Origin of the sequence: Ruminococcus sp. AF17-22AC (assembly GCF_003460065.1) — a bacterium.
GTDB lineage: Bacteria > Bacillota > Clostridia > Lachnospirales > Lachnospiraceae > Blautia_A.
The window spans coordinates 369,314-384,722 of the sequence record NZ_QRXT01000003.1; the positions used below are offsets into that span (position 1 = coordinate 369,314).

Here is a 15,409-nt window from a genome sequence, read left to right on the forward strand (position 1 = left end):
TGACTTGTATGTCTCGGGATTTTGACATATACATGTCAAAACACCTCGCGGGATATTACTTGAATTTACGTAAACCGACTCTTTTAGCAGCAACGTTCAGAGGTGCGATCACAACAAGTGTGATGACTGCTGCAACACCAATCTGTACGAGGTTTCCCGGAATGGAAGCAACCGGTGCAAGTGGATTACCGTAGATTACGACTTCCGCGATATAGTATCCTGCAACTTTGATTACGCAGGCTGCGATGAGTGCGATTACATACCACTTGAAGTTCTGGTGTTTTTCGTCTTCGGTAAATCTGCCTACGGTGAAGCCCATGAGAGCAACGATTACAAAAGTAAATGGAGCCCATAAAGTCCAACCGGAAAGCAGGTCAAACAGTCCCATTCCGACACCACCTGCGATCGCTCCGGTCTTTTTGCCGAAGATGATCGCGCCGATAAACAGCGGAACATTGCCGAGATGGATAAGTCCTCCGTTGGCTGCAATCGGAAGACGGACGTTGATGAATGCTGTAAAGATGTAAGTAAGAGCTACAAAGATAGCGGTCACGGTAAGAAACTGAACGGAAGAAGTAATCTCACGCTCAGCTGCTGCTGTCTGTACGTTTGTGTTTGCCATGATAATTATTCCTTTCCCGGGAAGTAATATAAAACCTCCCTATTTCTTATGTTTTTTGATTGTGTATACTTTACAATAGAACTGTACATGAATAAAGAGGCAATTTGAAGAAAAAATAAGGGGACAGTTTGCGGTACCCAAATGTGAATGACCTTGTTGGTATTTGTACTTGTTTAGACCATCTATTTTCGGTGTACTTTTTGACTACCAGGATACTTGCTTTTATTTAGACCATCTTTTTTCGACGGATTTATTGACTTTCGGAGTACTTACTTCTATTTAAATCATCTGTTTTACTCGGATTTTGTGGACTTTGTTTGTACTTACTGTTGCTGGAGTCATTGGTAGCTTGAGAATTCGTGGACTTGTTCTGGACTTGCTTTTTTGGTGGTCATTTTTGACACGAAAATTTGTTGGTTTAATTTGTATTTGGTTGTTTGGGAGGCATTGACAGACCGTAGATTTATAGTTGAGATGAACAGGACGACATGGTATGATAATCTAAGATCAAAACAGATTTTTATACAAAATGAAAATATGAAACAGCTTACAAATAAAACAGATTACGGAGGAAAAACGTGAAAAAAATATTGTCTCCGATGGAAAAAATTCGATTTCCGGAAAGTGAAGAGCTTCCGGAGGGAGTGAAAGAAATCGACGTAAAGGACACATTCGGATATTGTACCGAACTTTATCCGGATGTTGAATACGCAGAGCACAGTGGCAGGAAGCTGCATCTTCAGATCATGGCACCGCTCGTTTATGGAAAAGATCTAAAATGGCCGCTGATCGTATATGTACAGGGATCTTCCTGGCATAAGCAGAAATTGTTTCAGAGTCTTCCGACACTGGTCAGGATGTGCGAAAGAGGATATGCCGTGGCAATTGTGGAGCACAGAGAAAGCGAGCTGGCACCATTTCCCGCTCAGGTGATAGACATCAAAGCTGCAATTCGTTTTTTGAGGATGAATGGAGCACATTATGGCATCAATGTGAGCAAAGTGGTACTCTGGGGCGATTCAAGCGGGGCACATACAGCGCTGATGGCTGGAATTACCGGAGATGCGGAGTATCTTCCGGAAAAATATCCACAGACAACAACAGAAGTGGACTGCATCATAGACTGGTTTGGGCCGACAGATCTTATGGCAGCATCACAGTATCCGTCTGCAATCGATCATGATTCAGCCAAAAGTCCGTCAGGAGTACTGATTGGCGGAAAAACACTTCATGATCATCCGGAGGATGCTTATCCGGCAAATCCTGTGGTGCATCTGCACCGCAATCGAAAAACACCGCCTGTTCTTATTATGCATGGTGGCAGTGACCCGCTGGTTCCGTTTAATCAGTCCTGTATTTTATATGAGGCTTTAAAACGGATGGATAAGGATGTGGAGTTTGTCAAGCTCAGGAATGCCGGACATGGATGGGGTGGTTTTATGAGTGAGGCGGCACTGGATATAGTAGAAGAATTTATAAAGAAGAAAATTAATTAAAAATACAGGGAGAACGAAATGGAACAGGAAACACAGACACCACACAAACGAAGAGTACGATATAAGGGGAAATATCCGCGCAAATTTGAGGAAAAATATAAAGAGCTGAATCCGGAGAAATATAAGGATACGATCGAACATGTCATCAGTAAGGGCAACACTCCGGCAGGAATGCATATTTCCATCATGGTAAAGGAAATCCTTGATTTCCTGAAGATCCAGCCGGGCGAGACAGGATTTGATGCGACACTTGGCTATGGCGGACATACAAAAGCAATGATGGAATGCCTGCATGGTGAAGGCCATATGTATGCAACAGATGTGGATCCGGAGGAATCAGCAAAGACCCGTAAGCGTCTGGCAGAGCAGGGCTTTGGAGAGGACATTCTGACGGTTAAACTTCAGAATTTCTGTACGATCGATGAGATTGCAAAAGAAGCCGGTGGATTTGATTTTATTCTTGCAGATCTTGGGGTATCGTCCATGCAGATTGACAATCCGAAGCGTGGTTTTTCTTTCCGCGCAGACGGACCGCTTGATCTTCGACTGAATCAGGAAAAGGGAATCAGCGCGGCAGAGAGACTTGATACGATCAGCAGAGATGAACTTGCCGGAATGCTTTATGAAAATTCCGATGAGCCATATTGTGAGGAGATTGCAAAAGCAATTACGGACGAGATCCGCAGGGGAAATCGTGTAGATACTACGACAAAATTGCGTGAGATTATCGAGAAGACGCTTTCTTTTATTCCGGAAAAAGAACGTAAAGATACCGTCCGCAAGACCTGCCAGAGAGTATTCCAGGCGCTGCGTATCGACGTGAATCGTGAGTTTGAGGTTCTGTATGAATTTATGGAAAAACTGCCGGATGCTCTCAAACCGGGCGGACGTGTGGCAATCCTGACGTTCCATTCAGGAGAAGACAAGCTTGTAAAGAAAGCACTTAAGGCCGGCTATAAAGCAGGAATCTATTCCGACTATGCCAAAGATGTGATTCGCCCTTCCGCGCAGGAATGTGCCCAGAACGGCAGAGCCAGATCCACAAAAATGCGCTGGGCGGTTAAGGCATGAGTACGTCCTATATGCAAAAATGAAGATTCTGTGAAGCGAATCAAAAGTATTGACAGTAAAACAAAGAATTATCACAATAAACCTATCATAAAGATATGTTAAATAAGACTGTTACAGTAGATAAACTATTGTGACAGTCTTTTGTTTTGACTTCATCAGAAAGGAAACAAAATGAAACATCAGAAAATATACGTTAATGGAATGACCTGTATTAACTGTCAGAACAGAATTGCATCCACACTGCAGCAGACCAGTGGAATCAAAGAAGCTTCCGTCAGCTAGAAATTGCAATCATCGCAGTCATATTTTTCCTTTTGCAGCGTTTGGGAATTCTGAACCGTCTGGCGCCGGGAAAGCTTGCGGACAGTGAGATGGGATATGGAGCATTGTTTGTGATTGGACTGATCACTTCCGTACACTGTATAGCCATGTGCGGTGGAATTAATTTATCACAGACTTTGTCAAGTGAAAAAAATGGCTCAATGTTCCGTAATTCACTGCAATACAACATTGGACGTGTGATTTCTTATTCCATGATTGGAGGTATACTTGCTGGATGGGAATGATCACAGGAAAAATTCATGTGGAAAGTTGAGAAATAGATTATGAAAAAGTAATTGCAGCGGGGATCAGAAGACAAACATAAGAATGCTCTTTTGGGTAGAAAATATTATACAGAAATGCTATACTTGAAAAAAATCAGGCATTATGCGGCAACTGGAAAGATATCAGACAGGAGCAGCTAAAGACTTTAACGGAAAGAGGATTCTTACGGCAGAGTTACTTTGAAAGGATTAGATACGATGTTTTCACATAAAGAAGAATATGCCTTAAACAAATTATTGTCGGAATATGTTTCTCTGTATCATATAGACCTCAATTCAGGAAAATATGAAATTCTGAGGATAGCATCCAATACGAATGCCAGATTGATTGCAGAACAGGTGCAGTCAATTCCGGCTTTTGATGAATATGCTCAACAATATGCCGAAGCATTTATACTGAAAGAGGACAGAGAAGAATTTCTGGACTGGCATTTATGCAAAAATATGAAAAAACGACTTCTTGAGAACGAGAAGATTACATATCATTATCACAGCGTTTCAAAAGAAGGAAAAGACAGTTATTATGAAGCCTACGCAGTAAAAGAGAATGTGGACAAAAGCAAATTTTATATTTTTCTGGGATACCGGAATATAGACAGTATTCTTTATAAAGAGAAAGCAATTCAGGAGAAACTTCAGAGAGCACTGGATGAAACAAGAGTAAGCAATGAGATTATATCGTCCATTGCAAAAACATATCAGTATATTTCAAGAATCGATATTGAAGCGGACTGGTTTGAGGAAATATCCAACAGAGACAGGATACACATGAAATTTCTGAAAGGCGGATGCGTATCTCAGGGTAACAAAAAAATCTGCAAAGACGTTGTTGCAGAGGAATATCAGGAAGCTTTTCTCAAATTTGCGGATCTTTCCACACTTCCGGAGCGGATGAAAAAGGAAGAAACAATTGCGATGGAATACCGGATGAAAGACGGAAACTGGCACAAACTCCGTTTTATCGAAAAAAAACGAGATAAAAACGGAAAGCTGACACATGTTCTCTGTGCGATAAGAAGTGTCAGTGATGCAAAGAAAAAGGAGCAGATGCTGATTTCACAGGTAGCAGAAGCCAAAAAGGATGCTGCTCTGAAAGCCAGATTTTTATCGAATATGAGTCATGACATCCGTACACCGTTAAACGGAATCATGGGTATGCTCGATCAGGCAAACCATTACCCGGATAATCTTGAAATGCAGCAGAAATTCAGAGATAAGATGATGGAATCATCAAAATACCTGCTTTCTCTTGTGAATAATATTCTGGAGATGAATAAGCTGGAAGCAGAGGAGTATACAGACAAGGAAATCTCGTTTAATCTTGCAGATGTGCTGAAGCAGGCGAATACTGAAAGGCAGATACTGGCGGAGAAGAAAAATGTTTCTTATATAGTAGATTGGGAAAATTCAGATTTAACATATGTGAATCTGAGTGGGAATCCTGTGTATCTGGAAAGATTACTTGCCGCGGTTTCAGATAATGCAGTGAAGTTCACGAATCCGGGAGGCTGTGTAAAGGTATGGTGTAAACAAAAGAAAGCGGATAACGAACATGTGCTGTGTGAGTTCGGTTGTGCGGATAACGGAATCGGTATGAGTGAGGAGTTTATCGGGCATGCATTTGAGATGTTTTCGCAGGAAAATCAAACCAGCAGAACACAGTATGAGGGCTCCGGCCTGGGACTTTCAATTGCAAAGAAGATTGTCGGGTATCTTGGCGGTAAGATAGAACTGGAGAGCAGAAAGGGAGTCGGAACGACCGTGATCATGACAGTTCCGTTCAGAATCGGTATAACAGAGCCATTTAAAAAAAGAACAGTGCGTGAGGGAATATCTTTAGAAGGAAAACGTGCACTTGTTGCAGAGGACAATGAACTGAACATGGAAATTGTAAAATTTATGCTGGAAGATCATGGAATCATAGTGGATTGTGCAGAAGACGGTCTGGAAGCTGTAAAAAAATTCGAAGAAAATGAACCGGGATATTATGATGTGATTTACATGGATATCATGATGCCAAATATGAACGGATGGGATGCGACCAGAAAAATCCGCTCCATGCAAAGACCAGATGCAGGAACGATTCCAATCATAGCAATGAGTGCAAACGCATTTGCCGAAGATATCATCAACAGCCGGATTTCCGGCATGAACCGCCATATTGCAAAGCCGCTTGATGCGGAAAGCGTTCTGAATGTATTCAAAGAATGTATCAACATCAGCGAAAATAAAGAAAAAAATAAGTAATTGCAATTCTGTGCTATACTGAAAATATTTTATTTTACTACAAAAACCCAACTCACAGGAGAATATACATGAACAATTTATTATACCAGATCCACCGCCCGGGCGCCTCTGCATTTACGCACAGCGGGAAATTTCATGCAGATGATGTTTTTTCGGCGGCATTATTATTATATCTGAACCCGGAAATTATGATCACACGCGGCAATCGTGTACCGGAAGACTTTGACGGGATTGTATTTGATATCGGAAGAGGACAATACGATCATCACCAGAAAGACAGCAGGATCCGCGAAAACGGTATTCCGTACGCTGCATTTGGTCTTTTATGGGAAGAGCTTGGTGCAGACATCCTTGGGGAAGAACTTGCGCAGAAATTCGACGAATCCTTCGTGCAGCCACTTGATAACAATGACAATACAGGTGAAAAGAACGAGCTTGCCACACTGATCGGCAATTTCAACCCGACATGGGACGCAGAAGGAAGCAATGACGAAGCATTTTTTCAGGCGGTAAGTGTTGCAGGGATGATTCTGGAAAATAAATTCGAACGTTTCAGAGGAAACGAACGCGCGGACAAACGTGTAGAAGAAATTTATGCCCACCATGAACAGGCAGTGCATGACAGAGAAAAACACAGAGATGATGCACGGATTCTGATTCTTCCGGAATTTGTGCCGTGCCAGAAATTTCTCTCCGAAACGGAAATTGCATTTGTGATCTTTCCATCAAACAGAGGCGGCTATTGTATTCAGCCACAGAAAAAAGAATATTCCATGAATTATAAATGCAACTTTCCGGTGGAGTGGCTTGGACTTGAAAACGAAGAACTGGCAGCAGCGACCGGATTAAAATCGGCGGGCTTTTGTCATAAAGGCGGCTTCCTTATGACAACAGGAGAGCTTGCTGATGCTGTGCAGGCATGCCATATCAGCATGGAACAGTTTCAGGAAAAACCGGTGATCGTAAACTTAGGCGGAACAGAAGAAGCGGATGAACTTCTCGTACAGTTACCGGGAGTATCATCTGCAAAAGTGGTACATCTCGAGTTCCCTGAGCTTCCGGAGCTTGAAATTCAGGGAATATATGGCGAGGCGGCACTGGAGAAGCAGGAGTGGAAATGCCTGATCAAAGAACAGGTGAAGAAAATTCTGAAATACAAACCAGAGGCAGTTTTTGCGGGAGAAAATCTGTTTGCCGCATATCCGATCGTGCATTCACTTCGAAAAAAACACATACCGGTACTGACTCTGGTGCAAAAAGACGGGAAGAAGCTGATTGTGCGGATTCCGTCAGGATCATAAGGAAATATTAACGTATTCTCTTCTTTATCAGCGGTCCGATGATCATGGCGAGGATCATTTTTACCAGATCAGCCGGTATGAAAGGGATTACGCAGACTGCAAGGGCCGCTTTGAAAGTGTAATTTGCGACTAGGCAGAACCATATGGTTCCGAAAAGGTAACATACGATGGTTCCGACGATCATGCCGATAAGCTGGATCCATGGTTTACGGCAGTTGTCGATTACCAGTCCGGCAATGACTGCCATTACGATAAATCCGATGATATATCCGCCTGTAGGACCTGCCAGCTTGGACGGACCGCCTGTGAATCCGGAGAATACCGGGAGACCGACGAGACCGAGCAGAAGGTAGATCAGATAGCTGATGGTTCCTTTTTTCCATCCGAGAAGATACAGGGACAAATAGATTGCCAGATTAGTGAATGAGATCGGAACCGGTCCGATGGGGATGGACAATGGAGCAAGAATGCAGGTGACCGCTGCCATCAGTGCGGTCATGGTTATTTCGTAGGTTTTGCTGCGGGGTGCAGTAATGCTTTGTGTCTGGTTCATGTTAAAAATTCTCCTTCCAAAGTTTGTCGGTTATGCGGATTCAATTTCATAAGTAAATCCGGCATCTGTGATAGTTTTCAGAGTATCTTCGATTCCCTGACCGCCTTCTGTCAGATAACCTGAGGCAAAGATAGAGTCGACTACACTGAGCAGTTTCTTTTCTTCCCCTTTGAAATATACTTCTCTTCCGGCGGCACAGCGGATATCTGCTTTTGGTACGAGAAGTCTTGCAAGACAGAGGACTTTCATGCAGTATTCGGTTGTCAGTACGGAGATATCGGCATCTCCGAGCGGAGTTCCTTTAATCGGCAGGAGGAAGTTGATTGGCAGTGCTTCCGGCTGGATTTCGCGGAGTTCAAGAAGCATGTCAACTACATCTTCTTTACTTTCGCCCATGCCAATGATTCCGCCGCTGCAGATTTCGAATCCAAGTCCCTGCAGCATGTGGATATTCTGTACACGTTGCTCAAAAGTATGTGTACTGCAGATATTATGATAATAAGAACGGCTGCTGTTCAGATTGTGATTTATTCGGTCCAGGCCGGCTTCTTTGAGCATTCGGGCCTGTTTTTCTGTCAGAAAACCGATGGAGCAGCAGAGATGTGTTCCATGTTCTTTCATCTTACGGATTCGGCGGGCAAGTTCTTCAATTTCTTTATCTGTAAATTTCATACCGCTCAGACCGATGCAGTGTCTGGATAAATGATAATCGTTTACAAAGTCATTATCCTGATACAGCTTATCTTCATCTACCCATTTGTATTTATCAATATCTGCGGTAGAGCGACATGACTGTGCGCAGTAAGCGCAATCCTGGGAACAGTTTCCGCTGCGGGCGTTAGTAAGAATATGAATACTCACACGATTTCCCTTATATTGATATCGTAAACTCTTCGCGCGATCGATCAGCGCATCCAGTTCTTTGTCAGGAGTATTCAGGATGGCGATCGCATCCTCTCTGGAAAGAGCCGGTGTTTCTGTTTCATAAAATTCGGAACTCATAAATTTTCCTTTCATTTGTCACAGGCTCTCCCCACTGCCTTCTGGCAGGGGGAAAAGCCCTTTGATTTTTGCTACGGGTATCACTTTAACACATAAAAGTATGAAATGTCAACCATATAACAAAAATAGGTTTACAATTAGAACCAAATTACGTAGAAATGCAATTTGTTTAATTAGCACTCATCTCTTGATAATGAAAGTAGTTAATGGGAAGCGAACTTTTGGATATGATGAACCAATAATTTATAAGCGTGTATAATTAAATGGGGAATGTATCTGTCAGTAGGGCTTATAAACGTAACTTACCTCTCGGAAGTGCCTGCTTTACAGGGATTTGGTTGTTACTGTTCACAGGTAACATTTGGTTTGATTTAGATGCTGAAGTGAAAAGTTTATTTCCACTTTGAAAAATGTAATTTATAAAGTGGCATTTACTCTTACAAAAAAAGGTAAATGTCGCTTTTTTGTTATCTCAAAGTTGCATTAAGTGTTCTGTAAGTTATTTTCTATAGATGTTCGCTGATAGTAGGCATCTATGATATCCTGTAAAGTAATCGTATTCATTTTTTCTTCGGCATCCTTTTGAATTTCATTGTAAAATCCCTGCAAAGATAACTGAATGTTAATGCCAACGCCACACTCTGGATTGGTATGAGTATCTAAATGAAGCAAAGGTTTATCACCTTCAACTGCTTTATAAATATCCAGCAATGTAATCTGATCTGCTGGTTTTGAAAGAGAAGGACGGGCATGTCCGGCTACACTGGTCATAAGTCCCGCTTTTTTTAGTTTTAACATAAGCTGGCGCACAAAGCCGGGATTTGTATGGACACTTTCTGCAATTGAGGCACTGGAGAGGGATTTTTCCTGGTTGATAGCAATCAGAACCATCACATGAACAGTATCACTTAATTTCGTTGAGTATTTCATGATAAGAAGCTCCTTGTAGTATGATATACTAATCTTGTTTTCACGTTTTTGGGGTGAAAATATTTCTGGTTTGTTGAAAACATTCTAAGTTTTCAACAGTTTTTTTTATGTGTTGATAAACTGTACATTTTTTTATGTTTTGATGATTGTAAATAATATAATTACAACTATAATGAAATTTAAAGGAAAAGTCAACATAGTAATAAAACTTACGGAGGATTGTATAATATGCTGATTGTGGACAAATTAAAAGGAAATTTATATACCAGAATCAAAAAACATATGACTAAAAAAATGTATCACCTTTATTATCGTGAAAACAGGGAAGCTTCACAGTCTAAAGAAGAATATGAAGCAAATTTATTAAGAGCATACCGACATTTAGACGCATGCAGATTCAAAAATAAGGGATGGCCATGTCCAACATGCCCAAGTTGCTGTTTTTGTGGAAAAGATTATGAAACTATGACTGAGGTAATGGATTTTGCCCGGGAATGGATGAAAGAGAATCCGGACAAAGCCAGATTTATGAAACCACCCAAATTCTTGCATAAACATTGATTATTATATGATGCGATAAAATGTTCGCAAAGGAGAGCTTATGGAATACAAAAATCAAACAGAAAATCGTGCATTTCAGGAAATGTTGCAGGCAGCAGTAAAACGGCTGCAAAATCGTTCCGGAGAGGATATTGCTGCAAAAAGTGGGGCTGTTTTTCATAGTAGCCGAAATGTGCTTGAAGTACTGAGTTTTTATGAAACGATTGAAATTCAACTCCCTGAGTTTCGTATTAACTCAAATATGGATGAATGGCATTATCTGATATTGCTGCATTATCTGGATATGGCCGATGGAACAGAAGGCTCACAGAAGCTCATTACTTTTGGTAACCTGAAAGATGGATTGATTCGAGGAACCAAGTTTGACCGGACTGCAGAGCAGAAACTGGAAAAACTTTTGCAGGACAAAGAGCCTGAGAAAATTCAGAAAGCATGTACAAGTCTGGGTGCAGAATTCACAGAGACAAAGGCGGATCTGTGTGCTGTTTTTCCAGTTCTGCCAAGATATTCGGTAACTTTAAAGATATGGTTTGCGGATGAAGAATTTCCTGCATCGGGAAAACTATTTCTTCAAGATCATGCCGATCATTATCTGAGTGTAGAAGATGCAGTAACAGTCGGAGAAATCTTGCTACAAAAATTATCGGAAGCATTTTCTTCCCTCTGATCATGAATCAGAAAACTTTCCAGTCCGGCTTTGATAAATTTGTCAATTGTTGTCTGAATTTGTTTCCAGTCATTACAGTGATTGCGGAGCATCAGTCTGTTGATGGAAAGGCAGCCGTTCATTTGAAAATAAAAAACCGATTCTGCCTGTTCAAAGGTTAGGAGGCTGTGTGACATAAGCCAGGTCACATAGCCTTCTTTTGTATTTTCTGCTAATTTTTCCAGAAGAATAGGGGCAATTGCATCATCCAGAAACAGTGTCCTGTATTGTGATTCCATCTGTATTTTCTGACAGAACGGATAGGAACAGCTTTTTTGATTTAGACAGAATAAATGATCTACAGTTGTTAACATATCCTGAGTCATATCATTAAAAATATCTGATAATACATCATGGATATCGTAGTAATGAAGATAAAAAGTGCCACGGTTGATTTCAGCATTTTTGCAGATCTCTGTAACTGTAATTTTCGTAAAACTTTTCTGCTTTAACAATTCTAAGAACGTATCTTTTATGGTTTGCCTGGTATAGCGGGTACGGCGATCTTGTTTTCTGGTTTTTTCTGACATTATATACTCCTGTATTATTTGGTATCATATGATTCCTCAACAATTTTTCTGATGTGTTGAGCAGCTATACAAATCTCACAGATTGATTATTGTAATTTATATAGTAACAACTATAATAAGATTTAAAGAAAAAGTCAACAGATTGTTCAGAATATTAGGAGGAAAAACATGGGACATGTAATTGCGATATCAGGAAAAGGCGGCGTAGGAAAAACTACACTTTGTGGATTATTGATCCAGTATTTGTGTGAAAGTGGGAAATGTCCGGTTCTGGCCGTGGATGCAGATGCGAATGCCAATTTAAATGAAGTGCTTGGTGTGGAGCCGGAGATCACACTTGGAGAGTTGAGAGAAGAAATTGAGCGGGCAGGAGTTGATCCACGATATCAGATTCCGGCAGGAATGACAAAACAGGCTTATCTGGAAATGCGTCTTTCCGATGCAATTGCAGAAGAAGACGATTATGATTTGATGGTAATGGGGCGAACCCAGGGACAGGGCTGCTATTGTTTTGTAAATGGTCTTGTGCAGACCCAGGTTCAGAAACTGCAAAGCCATTATCCATATATTGTGGTTGATAACGAAGCAGGTATGGAACATATCAGCAGAGGAATCCTGCCAATGATGGAAGTGGCGATTCTTGTAAGTGACTGTTCCAGAAGAGGTGTTCAGGCAGCCGGACGTATTGCAAAGCTGATGAAGGAGTTAAACTTTAAACCACAGAAAACTGGATTAATCGTGAATCGTGTTCCAGATGGAAAACTGGACACCGGAACTCTGGAAGAAATCCGAAATCAGGGACTGGAACTGTTAGGGATTGTACCACATGATGACCAGGTATATCAGTATGACTGTGCTGGAAAGCCAATCATACGGCTTCCGAAAGATTCTCCTGTAAGAAGTGCACTGGGAGAAATTGTAAAGAAGTTAGGATTGTGAGTTGGAGGATTGAAAGTTTGAAGATTGAGTGAACAGAAATATTATCTGATTTGATATAACCAATTGCAAAGAAAGGAAAATCTTCATGAGAAACCATTGGACAGAAATAGAAAAATATTTAGAAGACCAGAAGATAGCGCAGGAACTGATTGGAGAACTGAGAGATTTTCACATGCGTTATGAGGTAGAGGATCAGGTAAAGGAACGGGTAGAAAAACCGGATATCCTGTTTTATGGGAAAAAGATTCTGGAAATGTCAACAGCAGCGCTTCTTCAGGGAGATAATCTGTTACTTTCCGGTGCGAAAGCTACAGGAAAAAATGTACTATGTGAGACACTGGCATGGATATTCGGAAGACCGGAATACGACATTTCTTTTCATGTAAATACAGACAGTGCCGATCTGATTGGAACGGATACCTTTATAAATAATGAGGTTCGCCTTCGGAAAGGCCCCATTTACCAATGCGCGGAATTTGGAGGATTTGGAATCCTGGACGAAATCAATATGGCAAAAAATGATGCGGTTTCTGTACTGCATGCCACGCTGGATCATCGGCGCAGAATCGATATTCCAGGATATAACAGGATTTTACTTCATCCGGCAACACGATTTATCGGCACGATGAATTATGGTTACGCAGGTACCAGAGAGCTAAATGAAGCATTGGTTTCAAGGTTTATGGTAATCGATATGCCTGAAATGGATGAGGATAGTGTCCTTTTTGTATTAAGGCAACATTTTCCAGATGGGGAAAAAAGTGCATTGAAAGCTTTTGCAGGACTGTTTCTGGATTTGCAGATCAAAGCTTATCATGGAGAAATCTCAACGAAATCTCTTGACCTGAGAGGATTGGTTTCTGCTGTAAAAGCAACAAGAAGCGGACTTTCTCCAATTGATGCAATCCAGATGGGAATCATAAATAAAAGTTTTGATGTATTTGAAAAAGAGATCGTAGAAGATGTGGTTTCTACCAGAATCCCATCTTCCTGGACCGGAAAAGACATATGGGGGTAAACTTGTATGGAGGATGTCAGATGGCCGGCGGAACAACTGGAAGAACATCATCTGGAGATCAGCAATCGTATCAGAAATCTTTTTTGGACAGTCAGTGGTGATTATGATACGGAATTTGAACCGGACACAGAAAAATATGTTTATTCAAAACAAACGGTTCTATATGAGGCAGTGAAGCAGGGTGCCTTTGCACGATATTTTGACCAGAAGAAACTTGGCATGTATTTGATGAAAAAAATACATTTTTCTGCCGGAGAAGATATGCTTTTGCCTCTTGCTGGATTATGCATGGATGCTGCAGTGAATCGTTTTATCATTCGAGAACGTTTGGGAACAAAGGAAATCAGAGAACAGGCGTTCAGAGAATTGGAAAAGGACGAGAAAGAGCAGGTATCAGACAAAGCTGGAACAGACCTGATTCACAGGATTAGGCTTCTGTATATAAGGCATGTTCTGGAGAACACAGACGATGAGGGAATGGATCCACAGGCAGAGATTGCATTGTACAAGATTCTTTCTCTGAAGGATGCAGAAAATACGGAAGATGTCATAAACGTGATAGATGAGATTTATAATCATGTTCTGGATCCCTCTTTTGAAAAAAAGAATGGAAATCTGGAGAAGATTCTGAATTTACCGGATATGGCATTGGCCAATGACGCGTGGCAGGAATGCATGACGGATGAACAGATGGAAGACATCATTCAAAAATATCTTTCTAATCTCAAAAAAAAGATGATGAGTCTGGATATCAGAAACAAAAAGAAAAAAAGATTTTATTTCTCTCCGGAAAATGAAGAAGTTCCGGAAAGCTCGGAGAATATAAATCCACAGGCAGTGCGACGGATACGGGAATATGTGGAACTGAATTACGGAAAATCGTATCTAAGTGAAGCGGAGCAGGCCAGAGTCAACCGGAAATTTTGTACAGGAATCCACAAAAACTGTATTCTGTATCTTACAGATGGAATTTTACAAAACCCTGTGATAAAAAATAATCAATACCGTTTTTCTCAGCTGCAGTTTGAAAAAAATAAAGCCTATTATGGAAATAATCACTGGATCATCAAAAGAAATATTTCTGTGTTGGCAGAGTCACTGAAACGGGCATTTATAATCCGAAAGGATGATTTTGTCAGCAGATCTGATGCAGGGCAGCTTGTTCCTGAGAGGTTATGGAAAATTGGAAGAACAGACGATGACAAGTTATTTAATAGAAAAAAAAGATCTGATGATTCTGAGTTTGTAATAGACGTCCTGATTGATTCCAGTGGTTCCCAGGCTGACAGACAGGCTCAGGTAGCGGCTCAGGGATATATTATCAGTGAAGCATTAAGCCAGGCAGGAATTCCTCATCGGGTGACAGGATACTGTGCTTTCTGGGGATATACAGTAATTCAGAGATTTCGGGATTATGAAGATCCAAGGGAAACAAATGAAAGAATCTTTCAATTTCGGGCGTATGCCAATAACAGAGATGGGCTTGCACTGAAAACAGTCTGTTCCTCTCTCATGGAGCGACCGGAAAAAAATAAGATTTTAATCGTATTAAGTGATGGAAAACCCTGTGATATGAGCATACAACGACCAGGAACCCGCCAGCCCAAGATCTATGACGGAGAAGGAGCTGTGAAAGATACTGCATATGAGGTGCGTCGAGCCAGAAATCAGGGAATTTTCGTAATTGGTATTTTTGTAGGGAATGAAGGAGAACTCTCCGTGGAAAAGAGAATCTATGGAAAAGATTTTGCCTATATTCGTAATATCAGCAATTTTTCCCGTATAGTAGGAACTTTTTTGCGAAGACAAATTGATATGGAATGAAAAT

Annotated in this window: 16 protein-coding genes; 11 read left to right on the plus strand and 5 right to left on the minus strand. The window is 41.1% G+C overall.

Annotation, left to right across the window (positions count from 1 at the left end; translation table 11 throughout):
• Positions 1 to 55: 55 nt before the first annotated feature.
• On the minus strand, positions 56 to 622 hold the full coding sequence (locus tag DWW86_RS06975) for an ECF transporter S component (RefSeq protein ID WP_072521828.1): 567 nt from the start codon (positions 620 to 622) through the stop codon (positions 56 to 58).
• Positions 623 to 1,200: 578 nt separating this feature from the next.
• Between DWW86_RS06975 and DWW86_RS06980 the strand changes: the two genes are divergently transcribed.
• The 6 genes from DWW86_RS06980 to DWW86_RS07005 all read left to right on the plus strand — a co-directional run bounded on the left by DWW86_RS06980 (position 1,201) and on the right by DWW86_RS07005 (position 7,342).
• On the plus strand, positions 1,201 to 2,118 hold the full coding sequence (locus DWW86_RS06980) for an alpha/beta hydrolase (protein ID WP_286187666.1): 918 nt from the start codon (positions 1,201 to 1,203) through the stop codon (positions 2,116 to 2,118).
• Positions 2,119 to 2,136: 18 nt separating this feature from the next.
• Positions 2,137 to 3,189: a 16S rRNA (cytosine(1402)-N(4))-methyltransferase RsmH gene (gene rsmH, locus DWW86_RS06985; RefSeq protein WP_072521827.1), complete on the plus strand. Its 1,053-nt coding sequence runs from the start codon at positions 2,137 to 2,139 to the stop codon at positions 3,187 to 3,189.
• 171 nt (positions 3,190 to 3,360) lie between these two features.
• Positions 3,361 to 3,471, plus strand: coding sequence for a cation transporter (locus DWW86_RS06990; protein WP_117942667.1), 111 nt, complete (start codon positions 3,361 to 3,363; stop codon positions 3,469 to 3,471).
• Positions 3,472 to 3,503: 32 nt separating this feature from the next.
• A complete protein-coding gene (locus DWW86_RS06995; protein ID WP_117942668.1) occupies positions 3,504 to 3,755 on the plus strand; it encodes a sulfite exporter TauE/SafE family protein in 252 nt (83 codons plus the stop codon).
• 219 nt (positions 3,756 to 3,974) lie between these two features.
• A complete protein-coding gene (locus DWW86_RS07000; RefSeq protein WP_117942669.1) occupies positions 3,975 to 6,041 on the plus strand; it encodes a hybrid sensor histidine kinase/response regulator in 2,067 nt (688 codons plus the stop codon).
• Positions 6,042 to 6,109: 68 nt separating this feature from the next.
• Positions 6,110 to 7,342 (plus strand): MYG1 family protein, encoded by a 1,233-nt coding sequence (locus tag DWW86_RS07005; RefSeq protein WP_117942670.1) that lies wholly within the window; start codon positions 6,110 to 6,112, stop codon positions 7,340 to 7,342.
• Positions 7,343 to 7,349: 7 nt separating this feature from the next.
• Here the strand turns inward: DWW86_RS07005 and DWW86_RS07010 are convergent, their stop codons facing one another.
• The 3 genes from DWW86_RS07010 to DWW86_RS07020 all read right to left on the minus strand — a co-directional run bounded on the left by DWW86_RS07010 (position 7,350) and on the right by DWW86_RS07020 (position 9,827).
• The gene (locus tag DWW86_RS07010; protein ID WP_072521822.1) at positions 7,350 to 7,895 is read right to left on the minus strand and encodes a biotin transporter BioY; all 546 of its coding nucleotides are present in this window, start codon (positions 7,893 to 7,895) and stop codon (positions 7,350 to 7,352) included.
• A 30-nt stretch (positions 7,896 to 7,925) separates the two neighbouring features.
• On the minus strand, positions 7,926 to 8,912 hold the full coding sequence (bioB, locus tag DWW86_RS07015) for a biotin synthase BioB (RefSeq protein WP_331475077.1): 987 nt from the start codon (positions 8,910 to 8,912) through the stop codon (positions 7,926 to 7,928).
• Between the two features lie 468 nt (positions 8,913 to 9,380).
• The gene (locus DWW86_RS07020) at positions 9,381 to 9,827 is read right to left on the minus strand and encodes an Rrf2 family transcriptional regulator (protein ID WP_117942671.1); all 447 of its coding nucleotides are present in this window, start codon (positions 9,825 to 9,827) and stop codon (positions 9,381 to 9,383) included.
• 228 nt (positions 9,828 to 10,055) lie between these two features.
• Here DWW86_RS07020 and DWW86_RS07025 point away from each other — a divergent pair, with 228 nt between their 5' ends.
• Together DWW86_RS07025 and DWW86_RS07030 are read left to right on the plus strand one after the other, a co-directional pair.
• A complete protein-coding gene (locus DWW86_RS07025; protein ID WP_015542172.1) occupies positions 10,056 to 10,388 on the plus strand; it encodes a nitrous oxide-stimulated promoter family protein in 333 nt (110 codons plus the stop codon).
• Between the two features lie 40 nt (positions 10,389 to 10,428).
• Positions 10,429 to 11,055 carry a DUF3786 domain-containing protein gene (locus tag DWW86_RS07030; RefSeq protein ID WP_117942672.1) on the plus strand — a complete coding sequence of 209 codons (627 nt, stop codon included), beginning with the start codon at positions 10,429 to 10,431 and terminating at the stop codon, positions 11,053 to 11,055.
• Here DWW86_RS07030 and DWW86_RS07035 read toward each other — a convergent pair.
• A complete protein-coding gene (locus DWW86_RS07035; RefSeq protein ID WP_117942673.1) occupies positions 10,977 to 11,624 on the minus strand; it encodes a TetR/AcrR family transcriptional regulator in 648 nt (215 codons plus the stop codon). The genes DWW86_RS07030 and DWW86_RS07035 overlap by 79 nt on opposite strands.
• A 168-nt stretch (positions 11,625 to 11,792) precedes the next feature.
• Between DWW86_RS07035 and DWW86_RS07040 the strand changes: the two genes are divergently transcribed.
• The 3 genes from DWW86_RS07040 to DWW86_RS07050 all read left to right on the plus strand — a co-directional run bounded on the left by DWW86_RS07040 (position 11,793) and on the right by DWW86_RS07050 (position 15,405).
• Positions 11,793 to 12,563, plus strand: coding sequence for an ATP-binding protein (locus tag DWW86_RS07040; RefSeq protein ID WP_117942674.1), 771 nt, complete (start codon positions 11,793 to 11,795; stop codon positions 12,561 to 12,563).
• Positions 12,564 to 12,648: 85 nt separating this feature from the next.
• A complete protein-coding gene (locus DWW86_RS07045; RefSeq protein ID WP_072521817.1) occupies positions 12,649 to 13,581 on the plus strand; it encodes an AAA family ATPase in 933 nt (310 codons plus the stop codon).
• A gap of 6 nt (positions 13,582 to 13,587) precedes the next feature.
• Positions 13,588 to 15,405 carry a cobaltochelatase CobT-related protein gene (locus DWW86_RS07050; RefSeq protein WP_117942675.1) on the plus strand — a complete coding sequence of 606 codons (1,818 nt, stop codon included), beginning with the start codon at positions 13,588 to 13,590 and terminating at the stop codon, positions 15,403 to 15,405.
• The last annotated feature ends 4 nt before the right edge of the window (positions 15,406 to 15,409 follow it).

Bases quoted from the DNA above. Each gene is read 5' to 3' on its own strand.
- DWW86_RS06975 (WP_072521828.1), bottom strand. From the start codon at position 622: ATGGCAAACACAAACGTACAGACAGCAGCAGCTGAGCGTGAGATTACT.
- rsmH (WP_072521827.1), top strand. From the start codon at position 2,137: ATGGAACAGGAAACACAGACACCACACAAACGAAGAGTACGATATAAG.
- DWW86_RS06990 (WP_117942667.1), top strand. From the start codon at position 3,361: ATGAAACATCAGAAAATATACGTTAATGGAATGACCTGTATTAACTGT.
- DWW86_RS07005 (WP_117942670.1), top strand. From the start codon at position 6,110: ATGAACAATTTATTATACCAGATCCACCGCCCGGGCGCCTCTGCATTT.
- DWW86_RS07010 (WP_072521822.1), bottom strand. From the start codon at position 7,895: ATGAACCAGACACAAAGCATTACTGCACCCCGCAGCAAAACCTACGAA.
- bioB (WP_331475077.1), bottom strand. From the start codon at position 8,912: ATGAAAGGAAAATTTATGAGTTCCGAATTTTATGAAACAGAAACACCG.
- DWW86_RS07020 (WP_117942671.1), bottom strand. From the start codon at position 9,827: ATGAAATACTCAACGAAATTAAGTGATACTGTTCATGTGATGGTTCTG.
- DWW86_RS07025 (WP_015542172.1), top strand. From the start codon at position 10,056: ATGCTGATTGTGGACAAATTAAAAGGAAATTTATATACCAGAATCAAA.
- DWW86_RS07030 (WP_117942672.1), top strand. From the start codon at position 10,429: ATGGAATACAAAAATCAAACAGAAAATCGTGCATTTCAGGAAATGTTG.
- DWW86_RS07035 (WP_117942673.1), bottom strand. From the start codon at position 11,624: ATGTCAGAAAAAACCAGAAAACAAGATCGCCGTACCCGCTATACCAGG.
- DWW86_RS07040 (WP_117942674.1), top strand. From the start codon at position 11,793: ATGGGACATGTAATTGCGATATCAGGAAAAGGCGGCGTAGGAAAAACT.
- DWW86_RS07045 (WP_072521817.1), top strand. From the start codon at position 12,649: ATGAGAAACCATTGGACAGAAATAGAAAAATATTTAGAAGACCAGAAG.
- DWW86_RS07050 (WP_117942675.1), top strand. From the start codon at position 13,588: ATGGAGGATGTCAGATGGCCGGCGGAACAACTGGAAGAACATCATCTG.